The sequence below is a fragment of the Pseudomonas sp. IT-P100 genome, assembly GCF_949767185.1.
In the GTDB taxonomy this organism is placed as follows: Bacteria; Pseudomonadota; Gammaproteobacteria; order Pseudomonadales; family Pseudomonadaceae; genus Aquipseudomonas; species Aquipseudomonas fluorescens_B.
Genome location: NZ_CATKQK010000022.1, coordinates 827,912 through 854,494, shown reverse-complemented (window position 1 = coordinate 854,494; position 26,583 = coordinate 827,912). Strand labels below are relative to the sequence as shown.

Genomic DNA, 26,583 nt, shown 5'->3' with positions numbered 1-26,583 from the left:
GAAGCCCGCGGCGACACCTGCGGTGACGATGGCGATACCCCCGACGGTCAGGGTTTGCAGGCCATCCGGCGCATTGACGGTGAAGGTGCCGGTCTGGGTCAGGGTCGGGGCATCCGGGTCAGTGCCGTAGGTGAGGTTTTTCTCGTAGACGGTCAGTTCGCCGCCCGCCACGTCGAGGCCGTTGAGGGTGACGGGATGGTCTGGCGTTTCAGGATCATTCGGAACATCCGGGGCATCGGCACCAATCGGCGCTGCAGCCGCGTTACCGCCGTTATCCGGATCACCGGCCAGACGTTCCAAGGGAAATTCAGGAATACCGTTGAAGCCGGCGGTAGGGAAACCGACAGTCGGATCGACCCGCCCGGCCACTTCTTCCAGCAATACAAAACTGTGACCACCGCCCGCGGCACCACCAGGTGCGCCCTGTTCACCCGGCCCCGCGGCCGTGGCTTCCGCTGTCTGGGTCGGGTCATCACCCGCCGCGATGGCTTTTTGCACTCGTTCGACGTCGGACAGTTGCGCCTGCGTCGGCGTCGCCGCTTCGGCTGTTTCCACATGGGGCACCTGATGCGCGAGCAGCTGCGAATTCATTTGCAGGCTGCTGCCACGCCCGAGGGTCAGTTCCTGGCCATTTTGCAGATGCACCGCCACCGCGCCTTCGGCACCGGTGACCAGTTGATCGCCGGCGTACAGCCTGTCCCCCTCGATCAAGGCACGTCGGGTGCCGTCGCTCGCTTGCGCGAACACCTGACCAATGACCTTAGTGACGATACCGATGAGCGTTGCCATGTGCATTTCCTCCGCTGCCAACCGCTGTCGGCATCCTGTTGATTGCGAAGAACGTGCTCATGGCGTGAGCGGGTGACCGGCGGAACGTCTACCGGGCGGCGGCTTGCCTGAACAAGCCGCTGCCCTGGCGACTTCTCGCCAAGCGTGTCGCCCATGGGCGAAGTGTCTCGATTCGGCATAAAACCCAATGCAATCAATTACATCGGAATGCTGTTGCGAAACAACCTTACCTACGGGCAATGCGTAACGGTTTTGAACCAACGAGTGACAAAAAACCGTCACCCAAAAAACCGTAGCGCATCCCTCCCCTCCAGCACTTCTTCGCCCCACATCGATAAGTGGATTGAACTTTTCCCAGCCCTCAAGAAGCTCCCTAAGGCTCGTAAATCAAGGGCTTTCGGATTGAACAATGTGCTGGATTTTTCAGAGCGCATAAGTTTTTTTTGACATAACAGTTATGAGAAAAACTTCTAAGGTTCTTTTGAGAATGTTCTTAGCTCTGATGTTACAAGTATGAAACGGTTTCACCCATAAATGCCGTCAAATATTTGGCGACTGATAAGCACCATTGGGACTTCAGGGAGATGTATCCATGCGCCGATTGACCCCCGTTTGCAGTGCGATTCTATTGGCCATGGCCTGCACTTCTCAGGCTCAAGCCATGTCGTTGACCGAGGCGATCCAGAGCACCATCGCCACCCACCCGGAACTCGCCTCACGTGTAGACAGCCGCCTGTCGGCGGATGAGGACGTGAAAGTCGCCAAGGGCGGTTTTTATCCCTCTGTTGACCTGAATGCCGGCTACGGGCGCGGGTACAGCGACAACACCAACACCCGCGCCTTCGGCAATCACCACACCGAGATTCTGAACTACACCCAATCGGAACTGCGCTTGCGGCAGATGCTCTTCGATGGTTTCAACACATCCAACGAAGTCGAGCGCACCAAAGGCGTGGTCAACTCCCGGGCCTATTACGCTCAGGGCACCGCGCAGGACCTGGCCCTGCGCACCATCGAGGTCTATCTCGAAGTGCTCAAGCGCCGCGAACTGGTGACCCTGGCCAAGAACAACCTGCAGGCGCACCTGCGGGTCAACGACCAGATCGGCCTGCGCACCCAGCGCGGTATCGGCAGCAACGCCGACTCCGATCAATCCGTGGCTCGCCGGGCACTCGCGGAGAACAACCTCGATACTGCCGAAGTCGATCTGGCCGATGCCGAAGCGAATTTCTATGCCGTGACAGGGCGCATGCCCGATGAACTGGAAACACTGCCGTCGATCAAGGGCGAATTGCCGGCCACGATCCAGGATGCCCAACAGAGCATGGTCGACAACAACCCGTACCTGAAATCGGCCCAGGCGGATGTGCAATCGGCCGAGAGCCAGTACGAAGTCGCCAAGTCGCCGTTCTACCCACGCTTCGACGCTGAAGCCGCGGTGGGGGCAAACAACAACATCGCCGGCGAAGAAGGCCACGACAACGAATGGCGCGTCGGCGTCGTGATGAACTACAACCTGTTCCGTGGCGGCAGCGACAAGGCAAGGCTGGCTTCCGACGCACACAAGATCAATCAGGCCATGGACATCCGCAACAACGCCCTGCGCCAGCTCAACGAGAACATCCACCTGGCGTGGAACGCCATGCTCAACGCCCGGAAACAAACCCCGACCGCCCGCGAATACGCGGAAACCACCACCCGCGTTCGTGCGGCCTACCAGGACCAGTTCGGCCTCGGCCAACGGACCCTGCTGGACGTGCTCGACAGCGAAAACGAGCTGTACAACGCCAATCGCCGCTACACCGAAGTGCGCTACACCGAGGAGTACTCGATGTACCGCGTGCTGGCGAACATGGGCCAGTTGCTGAGCAAACAACGGGTGGTGCTGCCCGCCGATGCGATCGCCCGGACCGAAGTGAAGAACGAAGCCCGTCTGCCTGAATTGCGGTAGTGCAATGGAGCGATCAATGTGACCAGCATGGAACCCGGCAACACCGGTGTCGATCCGCGGCTGAGCTTCGATGACCCGCTTCTGGACGGTCTGCTGATCCTCTGCAAACTTCATGGCGCGACGGTCAGTCGTGCCAGCCTGAGTGCCGGGCTGCCAATGGCACACCAACGCTTGAGCCTGGACCTGCTGCCGCGCGCAGCGGCCCGGGCCAGTTTGCAGGCGCGGCTGTTGCGCCGTGACCTGGAAGACATTTCCGCGCTCAACCTGCCTGTGATGCTGATCCTCAACAACGGCCGCACCGCCATCCTGCGTCGCTTCGGCGATGACGGCCGCTTGCTGATTCTGCCGAGCGAAGCCGACGGTGGCGAGCAGTGGGTCAGCCGTGAAGAACTGGCCGAAAACTACAGCGGCCAGGCCTTGTTCGCCCGGCCACGGCATGAACTCGAAGACTTGCGTTCGCCGCTGGTGCCACGGGTGGAGGCGTGGTTCCGCGACACCTTGAAGCTGTCGAAATGGCTGTACAGCGATGCAATCCTCGCGAGTTTCCTGATCAACCTGCTGGGGCTGATGGTGCCGCTGTTCGTGATGCAGACGTACGACCGGGTGGTACCGAACCAGGCGACTTCAACCTTGTGGGTGCTGTCCATCGGTTTGCTGATCGGCACCGGTTTCGAGCTGGCGCTGCGGGTGGTTCGCGCACACTTGCTGGACACCGCCGGGAAGAAAACCGACGTGATCCTGTCCGCAACGCTGTTCGAACGCATCACTGGCATGTCGATGAAAGCGCGCCCGGCGACCATCGGCGGTTTTGCCCAAAGCATCCATGACTTCCAGGGCCTGCGCGAATTCCTCACCGCCGTCACGCTGACCAGCCTGATCGACCTGCCTTTCGCCGTACTGATGCTGGTGGTGATCGGCCTGCTCGGTGGCTGGCTGGTGGTCATTCCGTTGCTGGCATTCCCGATCACCATTCTGTTCGCCATGGTGATTCAGGTGCGCCTGCGCGACACCGTGCAAAAAAGCCTGGCACTCGGCGCCGAACGCCAGGCCCTGCTGATCGAAACCCTCGGCGGCCTGGAAACCCTCAAGGCCTGCAGCGCCGAAAGCGAGCGCCAGCACAAATGGGAAAGCACCCACGGCGCCCTCACCCGCCTCGACAGTCATGCGCGCAACCTCTCGGCGCTGGCCACCAACGGCACGCTGTTCATCCAGCAGTTCTCCGGCATGGCGACCATCGTCGCCGGGGTCTACAGCATCATCGCCGGCAACCTCAGCGTCGGCGCACTGGTGGCGACCTACATGCTGGGCAGTCGCGTGCTCGCACCGCTGGGGCAGATCGCCGGGCTGATCACCCGCTATCAGCAAGCGCAACTGACCATGAAAAGCACCGATGCGCTGATGTCGCTTCCGCAAGAACGCGACGCGAAACAGCGGCCGCTGGAACGCACGCAACTGCAAGGCGCACTCGACGTCAGCGGCGTGACCTTTCACTACAACGGCCAGAACGCCCCAGCGCTGGCCAACATCAGTTTCAGCCTGAAACCCGGTGAACGGGTCGGCATCATCGGGCGCAGCGGCTCGGGCAAAAGCACCTTGGGGCGTCTGATCATGGGTTTCTACGAACCGGAGGAAGGCCAGTTGCTGCTCGATGGCCTGGACCTGCGGCAACTGGACGTCGCCGACCTTCGCCAACAGATTGGTTACGTGGCCCACGACCTGCCGCTGCTGGCCGGCAGCCTGCGCGACAACCTGACCCTCGGCGCGCGTTACATCAGCGACTCGCGGATGCTGGAAGTGGCCGAACTGACCGGCGTGACCGAACTCGCGCGGCAACATCCACAAGGCTTTGACCGGCCTGTCGGCGAACGCGGGCAATTGCTCTCCGGCGGTCAGCGTCAGGCGGTGTTGCTGGCACGCGCCTTGTTGCTCGACCCGCCAATCATGCTGCTCGACGAACCTACCAGCGCCATGGACAACAGCAGCGAAGATGTCCTTCGGCAAAAACTTCACGGTTGGGTCCAGGGCAAAACCTTGCTGCTGGTGACCCACCGCACCTCGATGCTCAGCCTGGTGGACCGGCTGGTGGTACTGGACAACGGGCGGATCGTCGCCGACGGTCCGAAAGAAGCGGTCATCGATGCACTGCGCAAGGGCCGTGTCGGCTCTGCGGCCGTCTAGGAGTCCGCTTATGGCATCTTCACAGGGTTCACGCGGCTACTTCGACAGCTTCAGCAAAAGTGCCGAAAGCGAGTTCATGCCGGAAACCGCCGGCGCCTCGTTGCAGGATTCCCCGCGCTGGTCGCGGATCACCGTATGGCTCGCCGCCGCGCTGATCATCAGCGCCGTGGTCTGGGCCAGGTTCGCGGTGTTGCAGGAAGTCACCATGGGTGAAGGCAAGGCCATTCCGTCGAGCAAGGTGCAGGTGATCCAGAACCTGGAAGGCGGCATCGTCACCGAGATCTTTGTGCGCGAAGGACAAATGGTGAACAAGGGCGACACGCTGCTGCGCCTGGATGACACACGGTTTCTGTCGAACAAGGGTGAAAGCGAGGCCGATCGTTACGCGTTGACCGCGCAGGTCGAACGCCTGTCCGCCGAGGCCGAGGGGCGGCCGTTCAAGTTGTCGCCGGAGGTGATCGCCAAGGCCCCGCAAGTGGCCGAGGACGAGCGCTCGCTGTACGAACAACGGCAACGTCGCCTGGCCAGCGAACAGCGCACGCTGACCGAACAACTGCGGCAGAAAACCCAGGAACTGGCGGAGTTTCGCTCGAAACAGAGTCAATTCAGTTCCAGCCTGGCGCTGCTGCAACAAGAGATGAACATGTCCGCGCCGCTGGTGGGTACCGGGGCGGTTTCGCCCGTGGAAATCCTGCGGCTCAAACGCAGCGCGGTGGAGATTCGCGGCTCACTGAATGCCACGACGCTGGCGATTCCCCGTGCGGAATCGGCGATCAACGAGATCAAAAGCAAGATCGACGAATCGGAACAATCCTTCCGTTCGGACGCGGCGAAAGAGCTCAATGAGAAACGTACCGATCTGTCGAAAATCACCGCGTCGAGCATTGCCATTGATGACCGAGTGAGCCGCACGACGGTGGTGTCGCCGGTGCACGGGATTATCAAGGTGCTGAAGGTCAACACCATCGGCGGCGTGGTCCAGCCGGGCAGCGACATGGTGGAAATCGTGCCCATCGAGGAAAACCTGCTGATCGAGGCCAAGGTGCGCCCGCAGGACGTGGCGTTCCTGCATCCGGGGCAGAAAGCGATGGTCAAGTTCAGTGCGTACGACTACACGATTTACGGCGGGTTGAGCGCGAAGCTGGAGTTGATTGGTGCGGACACGATTACGGATGACAAGGGCAACAGCTTTTATCTGATTCAGGTGCGCACCGATAAAAATCACTTGGGTGGGGATGTGAAACCGCTGCTGATCATTCCGGGGATGGTGGCCACTGTGGACATCATCACCGGTGAGAAAAGTGTGCTGGATTACCTGCTGAAACCGGTGCTTAAGGCCCGGACCGAGGCGATGCGGGAGCGATAGGTCCGGCCGGAATCTTCATTGGCTGTGCAATGGCTATCGCTGGCAGGCCAGCTCCCACAGGGAACTTGTGAACGCCACAGATCCAGTGTGGGAACTAGCCTGCTAGCGATGGGGCCGGTACAGACACGACTTATCTGTCGCCATGATTACGCTGGAAAGTTTCCTCCCCCATCGCCGCAATCTGTCCCTCGATCAGCGCCTCGAACGGTTTCAACAACGGCTCGAAACTGACAGGCGCTTCCAGCACCTGCAACGCCTGAACAATCGCCTCCACCGTCGACAGCGCCCCTGGTCCCGGCGCCTTGCGCAAGCGATACCGCGACACGCCGCCCTCCACCAGGGTCACTCGGGGCAACGCCGCCAACAGCGGATTGAGGTGCAGCATTTTACGCGCCTTGCGCCAAGTGCCGTCCGGAACGACCAGCAACAGCGGCTGATCGTTTGCCGCGTACGCCTGCAACGGTTGAGCCTCCTCGCCAGGAAACAACAGCCGCGCCTGATAGCCCGGCTGATTCAACAGTGCCGGCAAATCGTCGAACACCTCACCCACCATCAACTCGGCATTCTTCAACCCCAATGCCGCCAACCGCGCGGTGTTCAGCGCATGGTTCACTTCGCTCGGATGTTGCAGCAACAACACCCGAGTGCGGCTGTCGAGGCTCGGGATCAGGGGGCACAGGCAATGGGTTTGCGGACGCAGGCAGCGGGCACACTGGATTCTGGACATGGTTTCAAACCTGATTGAGCTGTGCTTTGAGCAAATCGCGGAAGGTCTGGATCAACGGTTCGCGACTGCGCCCCCGGCGCACGATCATCGAGAACGGCGCCTGGTAGCCGAAGGTCGCCGGCAGCAACACGCGCAAGTCCCCCTTGTCTGCCCAGGCCTGGGCGTAATGCTCCGGCAGATAACCGATGTAGGCGCCGGACAGCACCAGGATCAGTTGCGCCTCCATGCTTTCCACGGTCGCGGCGCTGTGTTTGAAGCCATGGCGCGCCAGTTCGGCCTGGCTCCAGTAACCGCGCCCCACCATGCGTTGCTGGGTGATGACTTGCTCGGGGATGCGTCGCTCGGTGAACAGCGGATGGCGGCTGCTGCAGTACAACCAGTGTTGTTCGCGGTACAGCGGCATGTAGACCAGCCCGCTCATGCGCGTGGAAAACGCGCCGATGGCGAGGTCGAGACGGTTGTCCTGCACACCGAGTTGCAGTTCGTACGGGCTCATCACCGAAAGGTGCAAATGCACCGCCGGGTGTTCCTGACTGTAGGCGCCGATGGCCTCGGCGAAAGGCAAGGCCTTGTCGCTGACGGTGGAGTCGATGACGCCGAGGTTCAGCGTGCCGCGCAGTTCACCCTTCAGCGCCGCCGCGTATTGCTCGAAACCTTCGAGTTCGCCGAGCAGGCGCAGGGTTTCCTGGTGGAACAATTCGCCTTTGCTGGTCAGGCTGAAACCGCCCCGACCGCGATGGCACAGCACCAGGCCAAGGGCCGCTTCGAGCTGGCTCATGTAGGTGCTGATCGCCGAGGTCGAGAGGTTGAGCTCTTGCTGCGCGTTGGCGAACCCCTGATGACGGACCACGCTGACGAAGATGCGTAACAGTTTCAGGTCGGGTAAAGCGTTGGCCATGGGGGGCACTCCAAACACCAATCGAATGTCAATCCTGTGGCGAGGGGATTTATCCCCGTTCGGCTGCGCAGCAGTCGTAAACCCAGTGTTTGCGGTATATCTGAAGCTCCGGTTTGCAGGGTTTGGGGCGGCTTCGCCACCCAACGGGGATAAATCCCCTCGCCACAGGTGTGCGGCACATGGCCGCAAGTCTATCGTCGTGCCAACCATTAGTTTAGAAAAATCTGAACTAAGTATTTGCCCGTAGCGATTCTTCCCGACCACTGCATTTCGCAGAATCGGTCCCTATCGGTGCCCGAACCTCCCCGGTTCTGCGCAACCGACATAAATAAAACAACGACGATGAGGCCTTACCCGTGGACAAGATTCTTCACCAACCACTGGGCGGCAACGAAATGCCGCGCTTCGGCGGCATCGCCACCATGCTCCGACTCCCCCATGTACCGACCGCTGCCGGTCTGGACGCTGCCTTCGTAGGCGTGCCGCTGGACATCGGTACTTCCCTGCGTCCCGGCACCCGTTTCGGACCGCGTGACATCCGCGCCGAATCCGTGATGATCCGCCCGTACAACATGGCGACCGGCGCAGCGCCGTTCGATTCACTGTCGGTTGCCGACATCGGCGACGTGGCCATCAACACCTTCAACCTGCTGGATGCCGTACGGATCATCGAAGAGTCCTACCACAAAATCCTCGAACACGATGTAATCCCCCTGACCCTGGGCGGCGACCACACGATCACCCTGCCGATCCTGCGTGCCATCCACAAGAAGCATGGCAAGGTCGGCCTGGTGCACATCGACGCCCACGCCGATGTGAACGATCACATGTTTGGCGAGAAGATCGCCCATGGCACCACCTTCCGTCGCGCCGTCGAAGAAGGTCTTCTGGACCCGGACCGCGTCGTGCAAATCGGTCTGCGTGCGCAGGGCTACACCGCTGACGACTTCAACTGGAGCCGTAACCAGGGTTTCCGTGTGGTTCAGGCCGAAGAGTGCTGGCACAAATCCCTGGCACCATTGATGGCCGAAGTGCGCGAGAAAGTCGGCGGCGGGCCGGTGTACCTGAGTTTCGACATCGATGGCATCGACCCGGCCTGGGCACCGGGGACCGGCACCCCGGAAATCGGTGGTCTGACGACCATTCAGGCGATCGAGATCGTTCGCGGCTGCCAAGGCCTCGACCTGGTCGGTTGCGATCTGGTAGAAGTCTCGCCCGCTTATGACACCACCGGCAACACCTCGCTGCTGGCCGCCAACCTGCTGTACGAAATGCTCTGCGTACTGCCTGGCGTGGTCCACCGCTGAGGATCGGTCATGAACGAACGTGATCAGGTTTTGAAGGCCGCCGCCGATCTGGTGTCCGCCTTTGCCCGTAACGATCGCGAAGCCTACTTCGGCGCGTTCAGCGCCGATGCCAGCTTCGTCTTCTACACCCTCGAGCAGCCGCTGCTGTCGCGCGATGCCTATCAGGCGTTGTGGGACACCTGGCGTTCGGAGGATGGCTTCGAGGTGCTGTCGTGCACCTCGAGCAACGCCTTCGTCAGCCTGCAGGGTGACGTGGCGATTTTCATCCATGACGTGGCCACCGAGCTGCGCATGCAAGGGGAGCAACACTTCAGCCAGGAGCGCGAGACGATTGTTTTCAAGAAACAAGCGTCTGGCCAAGAACAACAAGGCCCATGGCTGGCCTGCCACGAACATTTGTCCGCGATGCCGGAAGGGCTGCCAATCCCTTAGCCAAACAGGTGACGCTCACACACGATGAGCGCGCCTTTATGATCGGAGCAGATCATGAATAACAACAACAACGACCAAAGCCTTACGCATATTGAAACCTACGGGGTCGAACAGATCCCGGACACTGAACGCACCGCAGGCCCGACGGACTTGTTCCGGATGATCTTCGGCGGTTCCAACACCTTTGCCACCGCCGTGCTCGGCAGTTTCCCGGTGCTGTTCGGCCTGTCCTTTCAGGCGGGCGTCTGCGCGATTGTGCTGGGCGTGTTGCTGGGTTCGCTGATCCTCGCGCCCATGGGCCTGTTCGGCCCGATCAACGGCACCAACAATGCCGTGTCTTCCGGTGCACACTTCGGCGTGCACGGGCGGATCGTCGGGTCGTTTCTGTCGCTGCTGACCGCCATCGCCTTCTTCTCGCTCTCGGTGTGGAGTTCGGGTGATGCGCTGATCGGTGGTGCCAAACGCCTGATCGGCCTGCCGGAAACCGACCTGACCCTGGGCCTGGCCTACGGTCTGTTCGCGATCCTGGTGCTGACGGTGTGCATCTACGGTTTCCGCTTCCTGTTGTGGGTCAACAAGATCGCGGTATGGAGCGCCAGCCTGTTGTTCCTGTTGGGGCTCTTCGCGTTCGCCGGTCCTTTCGATGCGAATTACGCCGGCACCGTGAGCATGGGTCAACCGGGCTTCTGGGCCGCCTTTATCGGCGCCGCGCTGGTGGCGATGAGCAACCCGATTTCCTTCGGCGCGTTCCTCGGTGACTGGTCGCGCTACATCCCGCGTGACACCTCCAAGCGCCGGATCATGGCTGCCGTGGTGATCTCGCAGATCGCAACGTTCATCCCCTTCCTGTTCGGCCTCGCCACCGCGACCATCGTCGCGATCAAGGCGCCGGACTACATCGCGGCGAACAACTACGTCGGTGGCCTGCTGGCCGTCTCACCGAGCTGGTTCTTCCTGCCGGTGTGCCTGATCGCGGTGATCGGCGGCATGTCCACGGGCACCACCTCGCTGTATGGCACCGGGCTGGACATGTCCAGCGTGTTCCCGCGGGTGCTGTCGCGAGTCAAGGCCACCCTGTTGATCGGTGTGATGTCGATTGCCTTCATCTTCATCGGACGCTTTGCGGCGAACCTGGTGCAGAGCGTGTCGACCTTCGCCGTGCTGATCATCACCTGCACCACCCCATGGATGGTGATCATGATCATCGGTCTGCTGGTGCGTCGCGGCTTCTATTGCCCGGATGACCTGCAAGTGTTCACCCGCGGCGAGAAAGGCGGTCGTTACTGGTTCACCCATGGCTGGAACTGGCGTGGGCTGGGTGCCTGGATCCCGAGTGCCTTGGTCGGTCTGTGCTTTGTGAACCTGCCAGGGCAGTTCGTGGGTGTACTCGGCAACCTGGCGGGTGGCATCGACATCAGCCTGCCGGTGACCCTTGGCCTGGCCTCGGTGGTGTACCTGGCGCTGCTGAGCCTGTTCCCGGAACCGGCTGCGGTGTTCGGGCCGAATGATCCACGCAGCAAGGACACGGATTCGCTCGGTAAACCGGCGTTGCGACAAGCCGCCTGATTCGACACAAACGGTGATCAACGGAACCTCTGTGGCGAGGGAGCAAGCTCCCTCGCCACAAAAAGCGGCCTGATTGCCACATTGATTTTCGCCTCACCATAAAAAAGACAATCGGAGACACGCCATCATGGCATTGGATTTATTCGTCGTTCTCATATACGCCGCCGCGATGCTGGTACTCGGCTACTTCGGCATGCGCAAGGCCAAGACCAACGAAGACTACTTGGTCGCCGGTCGCAACCTCGGCCCGACCCTGTACATGGGCACCATGGCTGCCACCGTTCTGGGCGGCGCATCCACCGTGGGCACCGTGCGTCTGGGTTATGTTCATGGCATCTCCGGTTTCTGGCTCTGCGCCGCACTGGGCTGCGGGATCGTGGCGCTGAATCTGTTCCTCGCCAAGCCGCTGCTGAAGCTGAAGGTATTCACCGTTACCCAAGTGCTGGAAAAGCGCTATAACCCGATGGCTCGTACCGCAAGCGCGAGCATCATGCTGGCCTATGCGCTGATGATCGGTGTGACCTCGATCCTGGCAATCGGCACCGTACTGCAAGTGTTGTTCGGCCTTCCGTTCTGGTTGTCGGTGATTCTCGGCGGTGGTGTGGTGGTGATCTACTCGACCATCGGCGGCATGTGGTCGCTGACACTGACCGACATCGTCCAGTTCGGTATCCAGACCGTCGGCCTGATGTTCCTGTTGCTGCCCATCTGCTTGTACCGAGTGGGTGGCTGGGATCAACTGGTTGCACAATTGCCGGCGGCCAGCTTCAGCTTCACCAGCATCGGCTGGGACACCATCATCACCTACTTCATGATTTACTTCTTCGGCATCCTGATCGGCCAGGACATCTGGCAACGGGTGTTCACCGCACGAAGCGAAAAAGTTGCGAAGTATGCCGGTACCTCCGCGGGCATCTACTGCATCATCTACGGTCTGGTCTGTGCACTGATCGGCATGGCCGCTCACGTACTGATCCCGGATCTGGACAACGTCAACAACGCTTTTGCCGCTATCGTCAAAGTCTCGCTGCCGGACGGCATCCGTGGCTTGGTGATCGCTGCAGCCCTGGCTGCCATGATGTCCACCGCCAGCGCCGGCCTGCTTGCCGCATCCACCACCCTGACCGAAGACCTGCTGCCGAAACTGCGTGGTGGCAAACAATCCAACATGAACGTTAACCGCCTGTTTACCCTGCTGACCGGCATTGCGGTACTCGGCATCGCTTTGGTAGTCAACGATGTAATCAGCGCATTGACCCTGGCCTACAACCTGTTGGTGGGCGGCATGCTGATTCCGCTGATGGGTGCAATCTTCTGGAAACGCGCAACCACCGCTGGCGCGATCGCCAGCATGGGCATGGGCTTCGCCACCGCGCTGTTGTTCATGATCAAGGATGGCATGGACGCCAACACCCCGATCTACTACAGCCTCGGCGTGAGTCTGGTGAGCTTCGTGCTGGTCAGCTTGCTGTCCCGTCGCCCGGCAGTGGCGGCCAGCGCCGCCTAAACTGAACATAACGACTTGATGCTTTCTTCGACGGGTGTGGCGTCGGTTGCCACACCCGTTTTTTTTCGCCTGGAGAAAACCTTTGATGAAGATTGTTTCTCGCGATCAGTGGTTCGAGGTCAAACAGCTCAGCGACAGCATCCGCCTGATCCACGAGCCTTACATCCGTCCTTTCTACCGCTGCAACCTCTGGCACATTCAGGGCCGCGACAAGGACCTGCTGCTGGACAGCGGCTCCGGGCTGGTGAGCCTGCGCGAGCAATTGCCGTGGATTACCGAACGGCCGCTGGTGGCCGTGGCCAGTCATTGCCATTTCGACCACATCGCCGGCCATCACGAATTTGCCGAACGCCTGGTGCATCCCGCCGAGGCCGATATCCTTGAGGCACCTGACGGCGAAAACGATTTGAGCCGGGCATTCGTCGGCGACGACATGTTCGAGGCTCATCCCGATTGCCCGCTGTGCTACGCCGAATACCGGGTGAAAGCCGCACCGGCCACGGGGATGATTGAGGATGGGGATGTACTGGATCTGGGCAATCGCGTGTTGCAGGTGCTGCACACACCCGGGCATTCACCGGGTGGCATCAGCCTGTATGAGGCGGCAACCGAGACACTGTTCAGTGGCGACATTATCTACGACGGGCCGCTGATCGAGGACGCCTACCACTCCGACCTCAATGACTACGCGCGAAGCCTGCAACGCTTGCACGAATTGCCGATCCGCACCGTGCATGGCGGTCATTTCGGGAGTTTTTCCGGGGAACATTTGCGCAACATGATTGACGAGTGGCAGCGCTCGCACGCCTGAAGCCTGCTGTACTCAGCGCAGGGAACAACAATACCAACACCCTTGAAGAACCCTCATGAATAGAGCCGACGTACGTGCCGCTGTGCATTGTTTCATCAGCCGCCTGCTGGAGCGCCAGGATGACGTCGACGATCACGCCAGCCTGATGGAATTAGGGTTGGATAAAGCGGACATCGAAGACCTGATCTTCCATCTGGAAGATGAGTTTGGGTTGACGGCGTTTACGGCGGAGGAAGACCGGATGCTCACGACCGCCAGGACGGCGAACGATTTGAGTCGGTTTTTGATGGAGATCGCGCGGGATTGAGTCGGGTTCGCAAACGCGCCCCAATTGGCAAACAAGATTGTGGCGAGGGGATTTATCCCCGTTCGGCTGCGAAGCAGTCGTAATCCGCCTGAGATGGTCCGCCAGATATAACCCGGTTGAACGGTCTTAGGGCTGCTCCGCAGCCCAACGGGGATAAATCCCCTCGCCACAACAGCCCTTCGGCCCTTCGTTACCGGCGGCGCGGCTGGCGGCGACGCTGTTCGTCGTCGGTGCGAATAGGCACAGGTTGCAGAGGCGGTTCGATTAAACCGAGTGCGACACCCAGGTCATGCAGCCAGTTTTGGATTTTCTCTTTCATGGTGCCCCCTTCAGGGTAGTGCCGAGCGGCTGAAATTCTGTAGCCCCTTCGCTCTGATAATAGTCCTAAGTCCTACCTAATGCTCGGCAAAATCCACAATGATCTGTTACTGAATTGATCCAAATACCTGACCATTCGTTCAGGCAATTGCTCGGGCCGGCGTTACCTCCGTCGGATAGACCGCCTGTTGCTGCTCGATCCACGCATTAAGATTGGCCCCGACCATGCCTTTGCGCCACATCAGCCAGGTCGTCGCCGTGGCGAAGGGCTCGGCCAATGGGTGCACCGCCACACTTTCACGACCCGGCAGGCTGGCCAGCATCGACTCCGACATCAGCGCCACCCCCGAACCGGCAATCACGCAGGCGAGCATTCCGGGGTAGGATTCGATTTCCATCGCCCGCCCCATGGCCGCGTGATCATGGGCGAACCAGGCTTCCAGACGCGTCCGGTAAGAACAGCCCTGGCGAAAGGTAAACACCGAGCGCCCCTGCACATCCAGCGCGCTGCGCACCGGCGGATGATCGGCTTCGCTGATCAGCACCAGGCGCTCTTCGCGAAAGGGCACGCCATCGAGCCCGGCCAACTCCAGCGGGCCATCCACCAGCGCCGCATCGAGGCGACCGGTGAGCAAGCCCTCCAGCAGCTCTCCGCTGGGCCCGGACTGGACTTGCAGGTTCACCGCCGGGTAAGCGCGGTGATACCGGGCCAACAGTTGTGGAAGGTAAATGGCCGCGGTGCTGTACATCGTACCCAGCACGAAATCGCCCGCCGGTTGCCCGCCCTGCACCGCCGCTTGCGCTTCGTTGCGCAGGTTGAACAGCTTCGCGGTGTAGTCCAGCAACACTTTTCCCGCAGGAGACAACTGCAAACGCTGACGCTCGCGCAAGAAAAGTTCTACGCCGAGCTGCTCCTCAAGCTGTTTAAGGCGGGTCGACAGATTCGACGGCACCCTATGCAGTCGTTCGGCAGCACGGGTAATCGAGCCCTCTTCCGCCACCGCCTGGAAGATCCGCAGTTGGCTGAATTCCACGACATTCTCCAAATCAGAACAAGTTACTCACTATTATTCATTTCTAAAGAAAGTCAAACAGTCCTAGCCTGACGGTCATTGATCCCCTGCCGGAACTCAGACTATGTCCCCGCTGATTCGCTTACTCGCCAGTTTTATCGCGCTCATGATGGCCATGGGCATCGGGCGATTCGCCCTCACCCCGCAATTGCCACACCTGCTCAGCGAAGGTCAGGTCGACCTCACGGCCGCTGGTCTGATTGCCGCAGCCAACTACCTTGGGTACTTCGTCGGCGCCGTGGACGCAATGTTCTGCCGACGTCCCGAGCAAGTCCGGCAGCGGTTGCTGGGCGGGTTGTGGTTGTGCGTATTACTCACCCTCGCCTCGTTCTGGGCCAATGGCTTCTGGTCGCATCTGCTGCTGCGTTTCGGCACGGGCGTGGCCAGCGCCTGGGTGCTGGTGATGATCACCGCATTGAGCCAGCCACTGGCCGCGGCAGCCGGTCGACCTCGGCTTGGCGCAGTGGTATTTGCCGGACCGGGTCTGGGGATCTTTCTCACAGGATTGTTGGCGTTGGGCTCGAATCTGTTGGGTCAGACCTCTGCAACCTTGTGGCTGGTATACGCCGGCGTCGCACTGGTGATGCTGTTGGGGATTTTGCCTTTCCTGCCGCAACCGTCCGCCTCCGTGGCAGTCGCCGCCAGCGCTGCCGGTTCGGGCGACCAGGGGATCGGCCGTTTGGGGGGGATCTACTGCTTGTACGGTCTGGGCTACATCATTCCGGCCACTTTCCTCTCGCAGATGGCCAACGCGCAGTTCCATGGCCAGTGGCAAGCCGATCTGTTCTGGCCCTGCTTTGGTCTGGCGTCGGCCATCGGTGTGGTGCTGGTGAGTCTTCGTCGGCACAACCCGAACGCCACCCGTCATTGGCTGATGGCTACGTTGTGGCTGCAAGCCGCTGGTGTGTTCGCGTGTCTGTTGGGCAGCGGGTCAGGCCTGGCGCTGGGTGTATTGCTGTGTGGCACGCCGTTCCTGGCCTGCATGCAACTGGTGATGCAACGCTCGCGGGAACTGGCGCCCCACGCCACCCAGCGCAACGCAGGACTGCTGACCGCGTGTTTCGCCGTGGGTCAACTTGCCGGACCGTTGCTGGCCGCATTGAGCAGCCATTTCAGCGGCGGTTTGCAGCCGGCGCTGATCGTGGCGGGCAGCGGTCTGCTTATCGCTGGTGGTCTGTTGCTCCGTCCGGTCAGCGCTGGCCGAGGGCTTTGCGCAAACGACGGCGCACCCACTGTTCAGCGCTGACAAACGTGATGCCGAGCAGCACCAGCACGGCACCGATGACGAAGTTGAGGCTCAGCGCTTCGCCCAGCAATACCACGCCGAACGTGACGCCGAACAACGGCGTCATGAACGAAAACACCGCCAGGTTCGCCGCCAGATAGCGACGCAGCAACCAGAACCAGGTCAGGTAGCTGAAGAACGACACCACCAGTCCCTGGAACAGCACACTGGCCACCGCCACGGTGGTCAGGCTGACGTGGGTGACCTGGCCACTGAGCATCGCGATCAGCAGCAAACCGACGAAACCGACAATCAGTTGGTAGAACAACGTGAGCGTCACCGGTGCTTCCGACAAGCGCGAAGCGCGCACCACGACGGTGGTTGCGCCCCAAGCGGCGCCAGCCAATACGCCAAGCGCATCGCCCATCAACATGCGGCGATCGAGGTTGTCCCACGACACGCCACCGGCAAACGCGATGGCAATCCCGATAAAGGCAAGAAAAATGCCCAACCACTGGACGGGCCTCAAGCGTTCGCTCGGCAACAGCCAGTGCACGCCCAGCGCGGTGAAGATCGGCGCCGTGTAAAGGAACACCGACATGTGCGCGGCCGTGGTCAATTGCAGGCCTTCGGAAATGAAGAAGAACTCCAGTCCAAACAGCGCTCCGGCCAGCAGTCCACCGCGCCACGTCTTGCCTACCTGATCCCAGCCGCCCTTCCAACAGATCAGCAATCCTACAAGCAACGCAGAAATACCCGACCGCCCCGCAGCCTGCATGACCGGCGCGATGTCAGGCGCCGCCCACTTGATCATCACCTGCTGCACGCCCCAGATCAGGCACAACCCCATCATCACTTGCAGGGCAAACGCATCGGCGCTACGCCGAGTGGCGCTCACTGGATCACCTCGTCAACACAATCCATGGCAATGACTCGACAGTTAAAGCAAAGGCCGGCGTGGGATCAGCTCAGTTCAATGCGATCGGCGTGAATAACGATCTGGCCATTCTTGTACAGCGCACCAATGGCTTTTTTGAAGTTGCCCTTGCTGACGCCAAACATGCTGGTGATCACTGTCGGGTCACTCTTGTCGCTCACCGGCAGCGTGCCGTTGTTTTCACGCAACTTGGCGAGGATCTTCGAGTTGAGGCTAGTGGCCGCTTCTTCACCCACCGGTTGCAGGCTCAGGCTGATCTTGCCGTCGGCCCGGACTTCTTTGATGAAGCCCTTCTCTTCCTTGCCGGCGCGCATGAACTTGAAGATTTCGTTCTTGTGGATCAGGCCCCAATGCTTGTTGTTGATGATTGCCTTGAAGCCCATGTCGGTGGCTTCGGCAACCAGCAGATCAACTTCCTGGCCGGGTGTGTAATTGGCCGGGGTCTTGTCCAGATAACGGTCCAGACGCGCGGTCGCAGTGATGCGACGGGTGTGCTTGTCGAGGTAGACGTGCACCACGACATACTCGCCAGCAGTCATCTGACGCTTTTCTTCGGAATATGGCAGCAACAGATCCTTCGGCAAACCCCAATCCAGGAAAACACCGATGCTGTTGACTTCAACGACTTTCAAACTGGCGAATTCACCGACTTGAACTTTCGGCTTTTCGGTAGTTGCGATAAGTTTGTCATCGCTGTCCAGATAAATAAAAACGTTGAGCCAGTCTTCATCTTCGCTGGGAATATCTTTGGGAATATAACGATTAGGCAGAAGGATTTCGCCATCCGCGCCACCGTCCAGATATAAACCGAAGTTAGTGTGTTTAACCACTTGCAAACTGTTGTAACGCCCGACTAAAGCCATGTCCAATACCCTCATTGCGTGGGCGGCATTCTACCCGTTTTTGCACGCGGCGTTCGACGCCCGGCCAAGAGGCTCGAGAAAAATCCTGTGAAGGTCTTAATTTTCCAGGGACTTGTCGGTCGCGTCCGGCCATTCGTCAGGCCGATCAGCGGATTTTCGTCCCTTCCAGCCAGGCAAAAATCCATTTATACGCACTGATGTTCTTATTCAAAACAGCAGGTTACGGGGGTATTTCGAATAATAACTTGCGACGTATCCTGCTTTTGTGATGTGTATTTCAGGGGGATATTTACCAAGCAATTGTCAAGTATTTCCTGTACGATGCGTGGCCAAGTTAATTTTCTACAGGTTAATGGCCGCCATGCGTGTAAAAGCATCCAACAGCAAAGCAAAGCCAGCTCCAGCCGTTGAAACCAGCGAATCGATCAACAACCAGATTGCTGCGTTCCTCAAGTCCGGTGGCGAGATCCAGCAAATTGCCAAAGGCGTCAGCGGCCAGACGTTCGGCCCGTCCAAGCAGATCACGCTCGGCAAAAAGTAACACCGTTACAGATCCTCGCGTCACCTGGTCCGTAAGCGCTTTGAGCTTCGAAGCGCTTGGACTGGAACCCTCTCGCAACACCCCCGATAAATACATCAATATTTCAAAAATCGACGAACGGCCATCGATGCCGAGCATTCGCCGGTATGCTTGCACACGTCTGGATTAAGCGTTTCAGCAGTTTTTCGTTTCTGCTCCTCGCTGTCATGGAGTGACGCATGCTCAAACCCTTTCTGTTTTTGCTCAGCGGCCTGCTGTCATCTTCGGTCGCCAACGCGCAAATCTTCCAGCGTGAACTGGGGGACTTCGATCTCAAGTTGGGCACCACCCCCAGTCGCAGCATGGCCCAGGGGCTGGTCAAACCCTCGACCATCGGCTCCTTTCACGGCGGCCTCGACCTGAGCCATGACAGCGGCTTCTACTTCGGCCAATGGTCACCGAGCATGGGATTGAGCCAGGGGAACAACCTCGAAGTCGATTCCTACATGGGTTTTAAACAACCCTTCGACCAAACCCTCGGATACGAAGTCGGCATGATCCGCTACAGCTATCCGAAGGTGGACACCCTCGACACCCAGGAACTCTTCGGCGGCCTGACCCTGCTGGGCAGCCGTTTCGGCGCAGCCTTCAGCAACGACCCGGACAAACAGAACAGCACCGTGTTCGCCGACCTGGGCGGCAATCAGCCATTCGGCGTCGGGATCAGCATGAAATACACCACCCACCAGCTCAACACCCCGGTGTCGGTGGACGGCGGGTATGTAGGCAGTTTCACCGACTGGTCGTTGACGCTGTCCCGGCCGTTCATGGGCATCGACCTGGACCTGATCTACAGCGACTCAAGCCTCAGCGGCAGCGATTGCTCCGCCTACTCCGGGCACAACAGTCAGTGCGACGGACTCGTCACCCTCAAAGCCGAACACGCGTTCTATTGATCGGCTGAACTGGCGGGCTCATCCTGCGTTCACATGAGAACCTACGCTTTCGCAAGGACTCGCCCATGTCGCGCTGGTTAAAGTGTATTGCCGTCGCCCTCACCCTCAGTCTCGCCCTCGGCGCCTGCAGCCGCGTGGGCCTGGCCTATCGCAACCTCGACGTGATCATTCCGTGGACCCTCAGCGATTACCTGGACATGAACGGCGAGCAAAAAGGCTGGTTCAACGAGCGCCTGAAAGAGCACCTGAGCTGGCACTGCACCACGCAACTGCCGGGTTACCTCGACTGGCTCGACCGTTTGCAGGTGATGGTGGAGACCAATCAGGTGACCGACACCGCACTGCAAACCCGCACCCAGGAAGCCAAACAAGCCATCGCCCAGACCGCACGGGAAATCACCCCGTCGGCCATCGAGTTGTTGCAGGGGCTGGATGACAAGCAAGTCGCGGAGATGAACGACGCCTTTGCCAAGGACCAGCGCAAACGCCAGCAGGATTACCTGAAACCGTCCCTCGATCAGCAGATCAAGGAGCGCGGCGAGCGCATGGAAAAACGTTTGAAAGACTGGCTCGGCCCGCTCAGTCCAACCCAGCGACAACGTGTCGTCGCCTGGTCGAATGCCTTGGGTGACCAGAACACGCAATGGATCGCCAACCGCGCCCATTGGCAGAAGCAGTTCAGTGCCGCAGTGGCGCAACGTCAGAGTCCGGAATTCCCACAGCGAATCGAGACACTTCTGGTGAATCGCGAGAGTTTATGGACGGCCGATTACCGCAAGGCTTACGCCAACACAGAAGCACAGGCGCTAAGCCTGTTCGCGGATTTGATGGCCGAGAGCAAGCCGACCCAGCGTGAGCGGTTGTTGAAGAAAATCGAAGGGGTTCGCAAGGACTTCAATGATTTGAAGTGCCTCAAGGCCGCGAAACAGAGCTAAGAATCAAAAGATCGCAGCCTTCGGCAGCTCCTACAGAGTTCTGTGTATACAGGCAGGAGTTGCCGAAGGCTGCGATCTTTTGCTTTCACCACGCAATCAGGCGATCTGCGCCTTGGACGCCACCACATCAAACGTCACTGCATCGAGCGCGTCTTCCTGCTCATCCAGGACCTGCCGTGGATGATCATTGCCAGGAATGCTGCTGTCGATCAGGCTCAATAAACTCGAACCCCGTGGCGTCAGCATGTAGTTCGAACCGGTCCCACCCTGCTCTTCAGGCCGAGGTTCGATATATCCCCGCTCCAGCAGTAACTTTTCGTACTCGCCGGCCACCTCTTTCAGGTGATCCAGGTTTTCAGTCTGCTCACCCTCCGTGGCTTTCTCCGCGGCGTACTGTTCGGCATAGGGCCGTGGCGTGAAGCTGGGTGCTGCGTTTTGTACTTCGTGCAGCAAGCGCTCGATCAGATCCCAGTTATAAGTCGTCATCCTGTTCAACCTCCAAAGCCGGTGAGTGTGATGGCCTTCATAGGTTGTGACCGGCAGCGCGCGCAGCCGTTCAGCTTAGGTTTTGAACGGCGCTGACCGGCGGTATGTCGAATTCGGCACAGGTCAAACGACAAGCTTGTGTCAGTCACCTCCCAGCATTGCGCAGGAGAAAACCCGATGAACGTTCAGAACCATCAAATCGTGTCGCGAGAAGAATGGCTCGTGGCCCGCAAACAACACTTGGCCCACGAAAAAGCCTTCACCAAAGAACGGGACAAACTCAGCGCCGAACGTCGCGCCCTGCCCTGGGTGAAAATTGACCAGGACTATCGCTTCCAGGGCCCCAACGGCGAACTGAAAATGGCCAATCTGTTCGGCGGTCGCAGCCAGTTGGTCATTTACCACTTCATGTTCGCCGACGGCTGGGACGAAGGTTGTCCCGGTTGCTCCTTCCTGTCCGACCACATCGACGGCGCAAACCAGCACCTCGCCCATCACGACGTGGCCGTAGTGGCCGTTTCCCACGCGCCATTCGCCGAATTCCAGGCATTCAAACGGCGCATGGGCTGGAAGTTCGATTGGGTGTCGTCAGCAGGCAGCGATTTCAACTACGACTTTGGCGTCTCGGCCCGAGCAGAAGATGTCGCTGCCGGCAAGGCAACCTACAACTACGAAAAATCCGACGGTGCCGAGGAAGAACTCCCCGGCCTGAGCGTGTTTTATCGCAACGAAGCTGGCGATATTTTCCACACCTACTCCACCTATGCCCGAGGATTGGACATGTTGGTGGGAGCCTACAATTACCTCGACCTCACGCCCAAGGGGCGCAATGAAGAAGAAATCATGGAATGGGTAAGGCATCACGATCGCTATGAAGACAAGGCTTCTTCGAGCTGCTGCCATGGGGGATAGAGCGCATTGTTTGCAAGCAAATGCTGTGAGCAAATAAAAAGGGCAACCTGTTGGTCGCCCTTTTGCGTATGTGCAGACACGTGCTGAAAAGCGCTAACTCAGGCATGCCAATCAAATGTTTTGATTGGCGATGGATCACTCATTTACCCCGTGCGACTACTTCACCGGAATATACGAATACCCCTTCACCATGGCTTTCCCTTCCTTGGCGTCCCGCACCCGGACCATCTCGGCCGCGTACTCTTGCGTGTATTCAACGAAGTATTCCTTGCCCGGCTCGACCTGCAGGTTCAAGTACACGTTTCGGGGATGCGGGCGCGGTCCGGCTGAGACCTTATGCAAGCCCGGGCTCACCAGAACCCAGGAATAGTTTTTGTCATTGAGCCCCACCACGGCGCTGTCATTGATGCTGAACACGCTGTCATAAAAACTGCCTTGAATGACCTGGGTCCGCATCATGTAAACCAGCGCTTTGCCCTGCGGTGGCGCCGGCGGCTCGAAATACGGCTGGCTGGGGCTGGTATGACCGCATCCGGTCAACAACAGCATGAGCAATAGAACCGGAATACTTTTCATGGCTGCGCTCATTTGTTTTGCCCCAGTAACTGGTTGATCACCGGCCCCATTTTTTCCTCGACCGGCGCGACTTTCGACGGATCGAAGCCGCCCTCACCGGTCAGGTGGTATTGACCAAAGCCGATTTGTTGATCGCCCTTGAAGAGCCGGACACTGGCATCGGACAAGTACGGGGAAAAGTCCCAGGAACGGATGGCGGTGTAGGTCAGACGGTATTCGCAACTGCTCGGAATGGGGGCGGCGTACAAGCGACTTTCGATGTTGTGCTTGCGCAAAAGCGTTTGCAGACCATCGACGAAATCGCCCACCACCACTTTCGGGTTCTCTTCGATGCAGAGCTGAGAGATTTTGTATTGAGGAGCAACTGGCTCGACGTTGACGTTGGTGCAACCGGTCAATGCCAGTAGAAGGCTTGCCGTGACGACCCTGAACAGCATGGTCGATCCCTGATTTTCGAGTGATAGCACAATGCTACCAGCCTACTAGATCGGCGTCCTTTTTCGGTCAATTGACGGATTCGCTATCAGCCAGCTGCGTGAACAAAAGATGCCAGCGTGCTGAACTTTCCCCTGACCTCAACCCTCAACCGGATAACCCGCCTTAACCGGAACCGAGGCCCACCCCCATGAAAACCCTGCTGAAACTCACCCTCGCCGCCACCCTCGCTTGCGCCCTCCCCGCCTGGGCCTGCACGCCGGAGGAAGCCACCGCCAAACGTGAACAGCTGGCCAAGGAAGTCGCCAGGCTCACGGAGCAGAATCCGAAGAAAGCCAAAGAGATCAACGATGAGTTGCAGAAGATGGATCTGGATACGGCCAGCGCCGATCTACCGGACAAGTGTCAGTTGATCGATCAGCGTTTGAAGGAGTTGGGATCGGCGGAGAAAAAAGCCGAGGGTTGAAGAGAAGATCGTAGCCTCGCTTCGCGCGACAGTTCCGAGGATTCAGGTGCACTCGGAATACCAGGCCGCACACGCTTCATGCAGGAGCTGGCGAAGCCTGCGATCTTTGGACGAAAAAAAACCCGGACAATGTCCGGGTTTTTACTGGATCGCTACCGCGCCTTATTCAGCAGCCGGCGCTTCCGGCTTGCGGCGCTTCAGCGGGGCCATGCCGTCCTTGCTGACCAGCGACAGGGCGTCGGTCTTCGGGCGGTTGGCAATTTTGCGCTTGGTCGGTGCCTTGGCGCCGGTTTTCTTCTTCTCGCCCTTGGCGTCGACCTTTTTCTTCTTCACGCCAACGGCTTTGCCCGAGGCCTTGACCTTTTTCGGCCCGCCGTAGGTGCCTTTGACTTCCTTGATGGTGCGGCGCTCGAAGCTCTGCTTGAGGTAGCGCTCGATGCTCGACATCAGGTTCCAGTCGCCATGGCAGATCAGTGAGATGGCCAGCCCATCGTTGCCGGCACGACCGGTGCGACCGATACGGTGAACGTATTCATCGCCACTGCGCGGCATGTCGAAGTTGATCACCAGGTCGAGGCCGTCAACGTCGAGGCCACGGGCGGCAACGTCGGTGGCAACCAGGATTTTCACACCGCCCTGTTTCAGGCGATCGATCGCGAGCTTGCGGTCTTTCTGGTCCTTGTCGCCGTGCAGGACGAACGCTTTGTATTCCTGCGCCACCAGGCGGCCGTAGATGCGGTCGGCCATGGCACGGGTGTTGGTGAACACGATGGCCTTCTGATAGGTCTCGTTGGCCAGCAGCCAGTTCACGATCTGTTCTTTGTGCTGGTTGTGGTCAGCGGTGATGATCTGCTGACGGGTGGTCGCGTTCAGATCGCTGACGTTGTTCAGCTGCAGGTGTTCCGGGTTGTTCAGGACCTTGGCGACCATCTCGCGCAGGCCCGAACCGCCAGTGGTGGCGGAGAACAGCATGGTCTGCTGGCGATTGGTGCACTCTTCCACCAGACGCTGCACGTCTTCGGCGAAACCCATGTCGAGCATGCGGTCGGCTTCGTCGAGCACCAGCACTTCAACTTCTTTCAAGTCGAGGTTGCCGGCGTTCAGTTGTTCAATCATCCGCCCCGGCGTCCCGATCAGGATGTCCGGCACCTTGCGCAGCATGGCGGCCTGGACCTTGAAGTCTTCACCGCCGGTGATCAAACCGGACTTGATGAACGTGAACTGAGCGAAGCGCTCGACTTCCTTGATGGTCTGCTGGGCCAGCTCGCGGGTGGGCAGCAGGATCAGGGTCTTGATGCTGACGCGGATTTTCGCCGGGCCGATCAGACGGTTGAGGATCGGCAAGACGAAGGCGGCGGTCTTGCCGCTGCCGGTTTGCGCTGTCACCCGCAGGTCACGCCCTTGGAGCGCCAGCGGAATAGCCGCTGCTTGCACAGGCGTTGGCTCGACAAATTTAAGCTCGGCCACGGCTTTGAGCAGGCGTTCGTGCAGGGCGAATTGGGAAAACACGGGTGCTACCTCGAAGAAATACAAAAAAACAGCTGCATAGGGTAACGGTTTCGAGCGCCGAGGCCGAGTTTCTTTATGCAAACGACCGTAAACAGTGGCTTTTTTGTTGCCTCTTTTGTCCTCAAACGTCATCCAAAGCGTCTTAAATGCTCTAATCGCCCCGACGCGTCCTATAGAAGAACGGTTTTACCCATGGATATCAAACAGCTCTGGCTCAACGTCCAAGACCTTTGGGGTGCTCTCGACCAGCATCCTCTACTGCATTCCAGCCTCGGGCTGCTTTTGTTGCTGCTGGTGGCACTGGCCCTCGGACGAGTGGCGCGCTATCTCATTCTTCATGCGACCAAAATGCTGGGCCGTCAACCGGCGTTGCACTGGGTCAATGACTTTCGGCAGAACAAGGTGTTTCATCGCCTGGCGCAGATGACGCCGTCGCTGGTGATCCAGTTCGGCCTGCACCTGGTGCCGGAACTGAGCAAAACCAGCCTGATCTTCCTCGGCAACGTGGCGCTGGCCTTCACCATTCTGTTCCTGGTGCTGGCCATCAGCGCCCTGCTCAACGCGTTGCTGGACATCTATGCGCGCACGGAGCATGCCCGAACCCGCTCGATCAAAGGCTACGTGCAACTGGCGAAGATGGTCTTGTACGTGTTCGGGGCGATCATCATCGTCGCCACACTGATCGACCGCTCGCCGCTGTTGCTACTGTCGGGCCTGGGCGCCATGTCGGCGGTCATTCTGTTGGTCTACAAGGACACCCTGTTGTCGTTCGTCGCCAGCGTGCAGCTGACCAGCAACGACATGCTGCGGGTCGGCGACTGGATCGAGATGCCGCAAGTCGGCGCCGATGGCGATGTGGTGGACATCACGCTGCACACGGTCAAGGTGCAGAACTTCGACAAGACCATCGTTTCGATTCCGACCTGGCGCCTGATGTCCGAGTCGTTCAAGAACTGGCGCGGCATGCAGCAGTCGGGTGGGCGACGGATCAAACGCAGCCTGTTCATCGACGCAAGCGGTGTGCGATTCATCCGTGATGATGAAGAGCAGAAGCTGTCCCAGGTGCACCTGCTGACCGATTACATCAGCCGCAAACAGGCTGAACTCAAGGCGTGGAACGAGGCTCAGGGTAACGTCGCGGCCATGTCGGCCAACCGGCGGCGGATGACCAACATCGGGACCTTCCGCGCCTATGCGCTGGCGTATTTGAAGAGCCACACGGAGATTCAGCCGAACATGACCTGCATGGTCCGGCAGATGCAAACCACGGCGCAGGGGATTCCGCTGGAAATCTACTGCTTCACCCGCACCACGGCGTGGGCGGATTACGAGCGGATTCAGGGGGATATTTTCGATTACTTGCTGGCGGTGCTGCCGGAGTTCGGGTTAAGCCTTTATCAGCAGCCGAGTGGCGGGGATCTCAGGGCCGGGTTGCTCCCGGCCATGCTGGGCGCCAGCCACATTCCAGAGCCTGAAAAACACGTCATGTAACTTCAGGTCTCCCCTTGTGGGAGCGAGCCTGCTCGCTCCCAC

27 protein-coding genes are annotated in these 26,583 nt (G+C 59.5%); 16 read left to right on the top strand and 11 right to left on the bottom strand.

Annotated elements, in window-relative coordinates:
• Positions 1-789, bottom strand: a 789-nt coding sequence (locus ACM6IQ_RS20195; protein ID WP_414879633.1) for a retention module-containing protein, incomplete at its 3' end; no start/stop codon positions are given.
• Between the two features lie 592 nt (positions 790-1,381).
• Here ACM6IQ_RS20195 and ACM6IQ_RS20190 point away from each other — a divergent pair.
• The 3 genes from ACM6IQ_RS20190 to ACM6IQ_RS20180 are packed head-to-tail and all read left to right on the top strand — an operon-like array spanning position 1,382 to position 6,284.
• Positions 1,382-2,740, top strand: a complete 1,359-nt coding sequence (locus tag ACM6IQ_RS20190; RefSeq protein ID WP_017337112.1) for a TolC family outer membrane protein — start codon at positions 1,382-1,384, stop codon at positions 2,738-2,740.
• 18 nt (positions 2,741-2,758) lie between these two features.
• The gene (locus tag ACM6IQ_RS20185; RefSeq protein WP_017337111.1) at positions 2,759-4,918 is read left to right on the top strand and encodes a type I secretion system permease/ATPase; all 2,160 of its coding nucleotides are present in this window, start codon (positions 2,759-2,761) and stop codon (positions 4,916-4,918) included.
• Between the two features lie 10 nt (positions 4,919-4,928).
• Complete coding sequence (locus tag ACM6IQ_RS20180) at positions 4,929-6,284, top strand: HlyD family type I secretion periplasmic adaptor subunit (protein WP_017337110.1); 1,356 nt, start codon at positions 4,929-4,931, stop codon at positions 6,282-6,284.
• 130 nt (positions 6,285-6,414) lie between these two features.
• Here the strand turns inward: ACM6IQ_RS20180 and ACM6IQ_RS20175 are convergent, their stop codons facing one another.
• Positions 6,415-7,011, bottom strand: coding sequence for a tRNA-uridine aminocarboxypropyltransferase (locus ACM6IQ_RS20175; protein WP_414879632.1), 597 nt, complete (start codon positions 7,009-7,011; stop codon positions 6,415-6,417).
• Between the two features lie 4 nt (positions 7,012-7,015).
• The gene (locus ACM6IQ_RS20170) at positions 7,016-7,909 is read right to left on the bottom strand and encodes a LysR family transcriptional regulator (RefSeq protein WP_017337108.1); all 894 of its coding nucleotides are present in this window, start codon (positions 7,907-7,909) and stop codon (positions 7,016-7,018) included.
• Positions 7,910-8,265: 356 nt separating this feature from the next.
• Here ACM6IQ_RS20170 and speB point away from each other — a divergent pair, with 356 nt between their 5' ends.
• The 6 genes from speB (at position 8,266) to ACM6IQ_RS20140 (ending at position 13,839) form a co-directional block, all read left to right on the top strand.
• Positions 8,266-9,216: an agmatinase gene (gene speB / locus ACM6IQ_RS20165; RefSeq protein WP_017337107.1), complete on the top strand. Its 951-nt coding sequence runs from the start codon at positions 8,266-8,268 to the stop codon at positions 9,214-9,216.
• Positions 9,217-9,225: 9 nt separating this feature from the next.
• Positions 9,226-9,648: a YybH family protein gene (locus ACM6IQ_RS20160; protein ID WP_414879631.1), complete on the top strand. Its 423-nt coding sequence runs from the start codon at positions 9,226-9,228 to the stop codon at positions 9,646-9,648.
• A gap of 54 nt (positions 9,649-9,702) precedes the next feature.
• Positions 9,703-11,214, top strand: a complete 1,512-nt coding sequence (locus ACM6IQ_RS20155; protein WP_414879630.1) for a purine-cytosine permease family protein — start codon at positions 9,703-9,705, stop codon at positions 11,212-11,214.
• 127 nt (positions 11,215-11,341) lie between these two features.
• Positions 11,342-12,721: a sodium:solute symporter gene (locus ACM6IQ_RS20150; protein WP_017337104.1), complete on the top strand. Its 1,380-nt coding sequence runs from the start codon at positions 11,342-11,344 to the stop codon at positions 12,719-12,721.
• Between the two features lie 85 nt (positions 12,722-12,806).
• Complete coding sequence (locus ACM6IQ_RS20145) at positions 12,807-13,532, top strand: MBL fold metallo-hydrolase (RefSeq protein WP_414879629.1); 726 nt, start codon at positions 12,807-12,809, stop codon at positions 13,530-13,532.
• Between the two features lie 55 nt (positions 13,533-13,587).
• Complete coding sequence (locus ACM6IQ_RS20140) at positions 13,588-13,839, top strand: phosphopantetheine-binding protein (protein ID WP_017337102.1); 252 nt, start codon at positions 13,588-13,590, stop codon at positions 13,837-13,839.
• Between the two features lie 190 nt (positions 13,840-14,029).
• Here ACM6IQ_RS20140 and ACM6IQ_RS20135 read toward each other — a convergent pair whose 3' ends face one another.
• Positions 14,030-14,158, bottom strand: a complete 129-nt coding sequence (locus ACM6IQ_RS20135) for a PA1414 family protein (protein ID WP_003184145.1) — start codon at positions 14,156-14,158, stop codon at positions 14,030-14,032.
• Between the two features lie 139 nt (positions 14,159-14,297).
• Positions 14,298-15,191 (bottom strand): putrescine utilization regulator PtrR, encoded by an 894-nt coding sequence (gene ptrR / locus ACM6IQ_RS20130; protein ID WP_414879628.1) that lies wholly within the window; start codon positions 15,189-15,191, stop codon positions 14,298-14,300.
• A gap of 103 nt (positions 15,192-15,294) precedes the next feature.
• Between ptrR and ACM6IQ_RS20125 the strand changes: the two genes are divergently transcribed.
• On the top strand, positions 15,295-16,476 hold the full coding sequence (locus ACM6IQ_RS20125) for an MFS transporter (RefSeq protein WP_017337100.1): 1,182 nt from the start codon (positions 15,295-15,297) through the stop codon (positions 16,474-16,476).
• On the opposite strand, the gene ACM6IQ_RS20120 is transcribed toward ACM6IQ_RS20125, so the two are convergent.
• Together ACM6IQ_RS20120 and ACM6IQ_RS20115 are read right to left on the bottom strand one after the other, a co-directional pair.
• Positions 16,421-17,353 (bottom strand): DMT family transporter, encoded by a 933-nt coding sequence (locus ACM6IQ_RS20120; protein ID WP_017337099.1) that lies wholly within the window; start codon positions 17,351-17,353, stop codon positions 16,421-16,423. The genes ACM6IQ_RS20125 and ACM6IQ_RS20120 overlap by 56 nt on opposite strands.
• A gap of 65 nt (positions 17,354-17,418) precedes the next feature.
• Complete coding sequence (locus ACM6IQ_RS20115) at positions 17,419-18,255, bottom strand: S1 RNA-binding domain-containing protein (protein WP_084323383.1); 837 nt, start codon at positions 18,253-18,255, stop codon at positions 17,419-17,421.
• 352 nt (positions 18,256-18,607) lie between these two features.
• Here ACM6IQ_RS20115 and ACM6IQ_RS20110 point away from each other — a divergent pair, with 352 nt between their 5' ends.
• The 3 genes from ACM6IQ_RS20110 to ACM6IQ_RS20100 all read left to right on the top strand — a co-directional run bounded on the left by ACM6IQ_RS20110 (position 18,608) and on the right by ACM6IQ_RS20100 (position 20,666).
• Positions 18,608-18,796, top strand: a complete 189-nt coding sequence (locus ACM6IQ_RS20110) for a hypothetical protein (protein ID WP_017337097.1) — start codon at positions 18,608-18,610, stop codon at positions 18,794-18,796.
• A gap of 218 nt (positions 18,797-19,014) precedes the next feature.
• On the top strand, positions 19,015-19,731 hold the full coding sequence (locus ACM6IQ_RS20105; protein WP_017337096.1) for a TorF family putative porin: 717 nt from the start codon (positions 19,015-19,017) through the stop codon (positions 19,729-19,731).
• A 65-nt stretch (positions 19,732-19,796) separates the two neighbouring features.
• Positions 19,797-20,666 carry a DUF6279 family lipoprotein gene (locus tag ACM6IQ_RS20100; protein WP_017337095.1) on the top strand — a complete coding sequence of 290 codons (870 nt, stop codon included), beginning with the start codon at positions 19,797-19,799 and terminating at the stop codon, positions 20,664-20,666.
• Between the two features lie 96 nt (positions 20,667-20,762).
• Here ACM6IQ_RS20100 and ACM6IQ_RS20095 read toward each other — a convergent pair whose 3' ends face one another.
• Positions 20,763-21,152 (bottom strand): transcriptional regulator, encoded by a 390-nt coding sequence (locus ACM6IQ_RS20095; protein ID WP_414879627.1) that lies wholly within the window; start codon positions 21,150-21,152, stop codon positions 20,763-20,765.
• A gap of 177 nt (positions 21,153-21,329) precedes the next feature.
• Here ACM6IQ_RS20095 and ACM6IQ_RS20090 point away from each other — a divergent pair, with 177 nt between their 5' ends.
• Positions 21,330-22,064: a DUF899 domain-containing protein gene (locus tag ACM6IQ_RS20090; RefSeq protein ID WP_017337093.1), complete on the top strand. Its 735-nt coding sequence runs from the start codon at positions 21,330-21,332 to the stop codon at positions 22,062-22,064.
• A gap of 156 nt (positions 22,065-22,220) precedes the next feature.
• Here ACM6IQ_RS20090 and ACM6IQ_RS20085 read toward each other — a convergent pair whose 3' ends face one another.
• Complete coding sequence (locus ACM6IQ_RS20085) at positions 22,221-22,640, bottom strand: DUF2846 domain-containing protein (RefSeq protein ID WP_414879626.1); 420 nt, start codon at positions 22,638-22,640, stop codon at positions 22,221-22,223.
• Positions 22,641-22,648: 8 nt separating this feature from the next.
• Positions 22,649-23,077 (bottom strand): Sbal_3080 family lipoprotein, encoded by a 429-nt coding sequence (locus ACM6IQ_RS20080; RefSeq protein ID WP_414879625.1) that lies wholly within the window; start codon positions 23,075-23,077, stop codon positions 22,649-22,651.
• Between the two features lie 188 nt (positions 23,078-23,265).
• Between ACM6IQ_RS20080 and ACM6IQ_RS20075 the strand changes: the two genes are divergently transcribed.
• Positions 23,266-23,541 carry a hypothetical protein gene (locus ACM6IQ_RS20075; RefSeq protein ID WP_017337090.1) on the top strand — a complete coding sequence of 92 codons (276 nt, stop codon included), beginning with the start codon at positions 23,266-23,268 and terminating at the stop codon, positions 23,539-23,541.
• 162 nt (positions 23,542-23,703) lie between these two features.
• Here ACM6IQ_RS20075 and ACM6IQ_RS20070 read toward each other — a convergent pair whose 3' ends face one another.
• A complete protein-coding gene (locus ACM6IQ_RS20070; RefSeq protein ID WP_084323398.1) occupies positions 23,704-25,050 on the bottom strand; it encodes a DEAD/DEAH box helicase in 1,347 nt (448 codons plus the stop codon).
• 192 nt (positions 25,051-25,242) lie between these two features.
• Here ACM6IQ_RS20070 and ACM6IQ_RS20065 point away from each other — a divergent pair, with 192 nt between their 5' ends.
• Entirely contained in the window at positions 25,243-26,541 is a 1,299-nt protein-coding gene (locus tag ACM6IQ_RS20065; protein ID WP_414879624.1) for a mechanosensitive ion channel family protein, read from the top strand.
• Positions 26,542-26,583: the final 42 nt, after the last annotated feature.

What these genes read in the sequence shown, in the direction of transcription:
- ACM6IQ_RS20150 (WP_017337104.1), top strand. Translation starts at nt 11,342, where the DNA reads ATGGCATTGGATTTATTCGTCGTTCTCATATACGCCGCCGCGATGCTG.
- ACM6IQ_RS20145 (WP_414879629.1), top strand. Translation starts at nt 12,807, where the DNA reads ATGAAGATTGTTTCTCGCGATCAGTGGTTCGAGGTCAAACAGCTCAGC.
- ACM6IQ_RS20175 (WP_414879632.1), bottom strand. Translation starts at nt 7,011, where the DNA reads ATGTCCAGAATCCAGTGTGCCCGCTGCCTGCGTCCGCAAACCCATTGC.
- ACM6IQ_RS20115 (WP_084323383.1), bottom strand. Translation starts at nt 18,255, where the DNA reads ATGGCTTTAGTCGGGCGTTACAACAGTTTGCAAGTGGTTAAACACACT.
- ACM6IQ_RS20100 (WP_017337095.1), top strand. Translation starts at nt 19,797, where the DNA reads ATGTCGCGCTGGTTAAAGTGTATTGCCGTCGCCCTCACCCTCAGTCTC.
- ACM6IQ_RS20085 (WP_414879626.1), bottom strand. Translation starts at nt 22,640, where the DNA reads ATGAAAAGTATTCCGGTTCTATTGCTCATGCTGTTGTTGACCGGATGC.
- ACM6IQ_RS20140 (WP_017337102.1), top strand. Translation starts at nt 13,588, where the DNA reads ATGAATAGAGCCGACGTACGTGCCGCTGTGCATTGTTTCATCAGCCGC.
- ACM6IQ_RS20065 (WP_414879624.1), top strand. Translation starts at nt 25,243, where the DNA reads ATGGATATCAAACAGCTCTGGCTCAACGTCCAAGACCTTTGGGGTGCT.
- ACM6IQ_RS20190 (WP_017337112.1), top strand. Translation starts at nt 1,382, where the DNA reads ATGCGCCGATTGACCCCCGTTTGCAGTGCGATTCTATTGGCCATGGCC.
- ACM6IQ_RS20095 (WP_414879627.1), bottom strand. Translation starts at nt 21,152, where the DNA reads ATGACGACTTATAACTGGGATCTGATCGAGCGCTTGCTGCACGAAGTA.
- ACM6IQ_RS20105 (WP_017337096.1), top strand. Translation starts at nt 19,015, where the DNA reads ATGCTCAAACCCTTTCTGTTTTTGCTCAGCGGCCTGCTGTCATCTTCG.
- ACM6IQ_RS20110 (WP_017337097.1), top strand. Translation starts at nt 18,608, where the DNA reads ATGGCCGCCATGCGTGTAAAAGCATCCAACAGCAAAGCAAAGCCAGCT.
- ACM6IQ_RS20080 (WP_414879625.1), bottom strand. Translation starts at nt 23,077, where the DNA reads ATGCTGTTCAGGGTCGTCACGGCAAGCCTTCTACTGGCATTGACCGGT.
- ACM6IQ_RS20075 (WP_017337090.1), top strand. Translation starts at nt 23,266, where the DNA reads ATGAAAACCCTGCTGAAACTCACCCTCGCCGCCACCCTCGCTTGCGCC.
- ACM6IQ_RS20155 (WP_414879630.1), top strand. Translation starts at nt 9,703, where the DNA reads ATGAATAACAACAACAACGACCAAAGCCTTACGCATATTGAAACCTAC.
- ACM6IQ_RS20180 (WP_017337110.1), top strand. Translation starts at nt 4,929, where the DNA reads ATGGCATCTTCACAGGGTTCACGCGGCTACTTCGACAGCTTCAGCAAA.
- ACM6IQ_RS20135 (WP_003184145.1), bottom strand. Translation starts at nt 14,158, where the DNA reads ATGAAAGAGAAAATCCAAAACTGGCTGCATGACCTGGGTGTCGCACTC.
- ACM6IQ_RS20090 (WP_017337093.1), top strand. Translation starts at nt 21,330, where the DNA reads ATGAACGTTCAGAACCATCAAATCGTGTCGCGAGAAGAATGGCTCGTG.
- ACM6IQ_RS20125 (WP_017337100.1), top strand. Translation starts at nt 15,295, where the DNA reads ATGTCCCCGCTGATTCGCTTACTCGCCAGTTTTATCGCGCTCATGATG.
- ACM6IQ_RS20160 (WP_414879631.1), top strand. Translation starts at nt 9,226, where the DNA reads ATGAACGAACGTGATCAGGTTTTGAAGGCCGCCGCCGATCTGGTGTCC.
- ACM6IQ_RS20170 (WP_017337108.1), bottom strand. Translation starts at nt 7,909, where the DNA reads ATGGCCAACGCTTTACCCGACCTGAAACTGTTACGCATCTTCGTCAGC.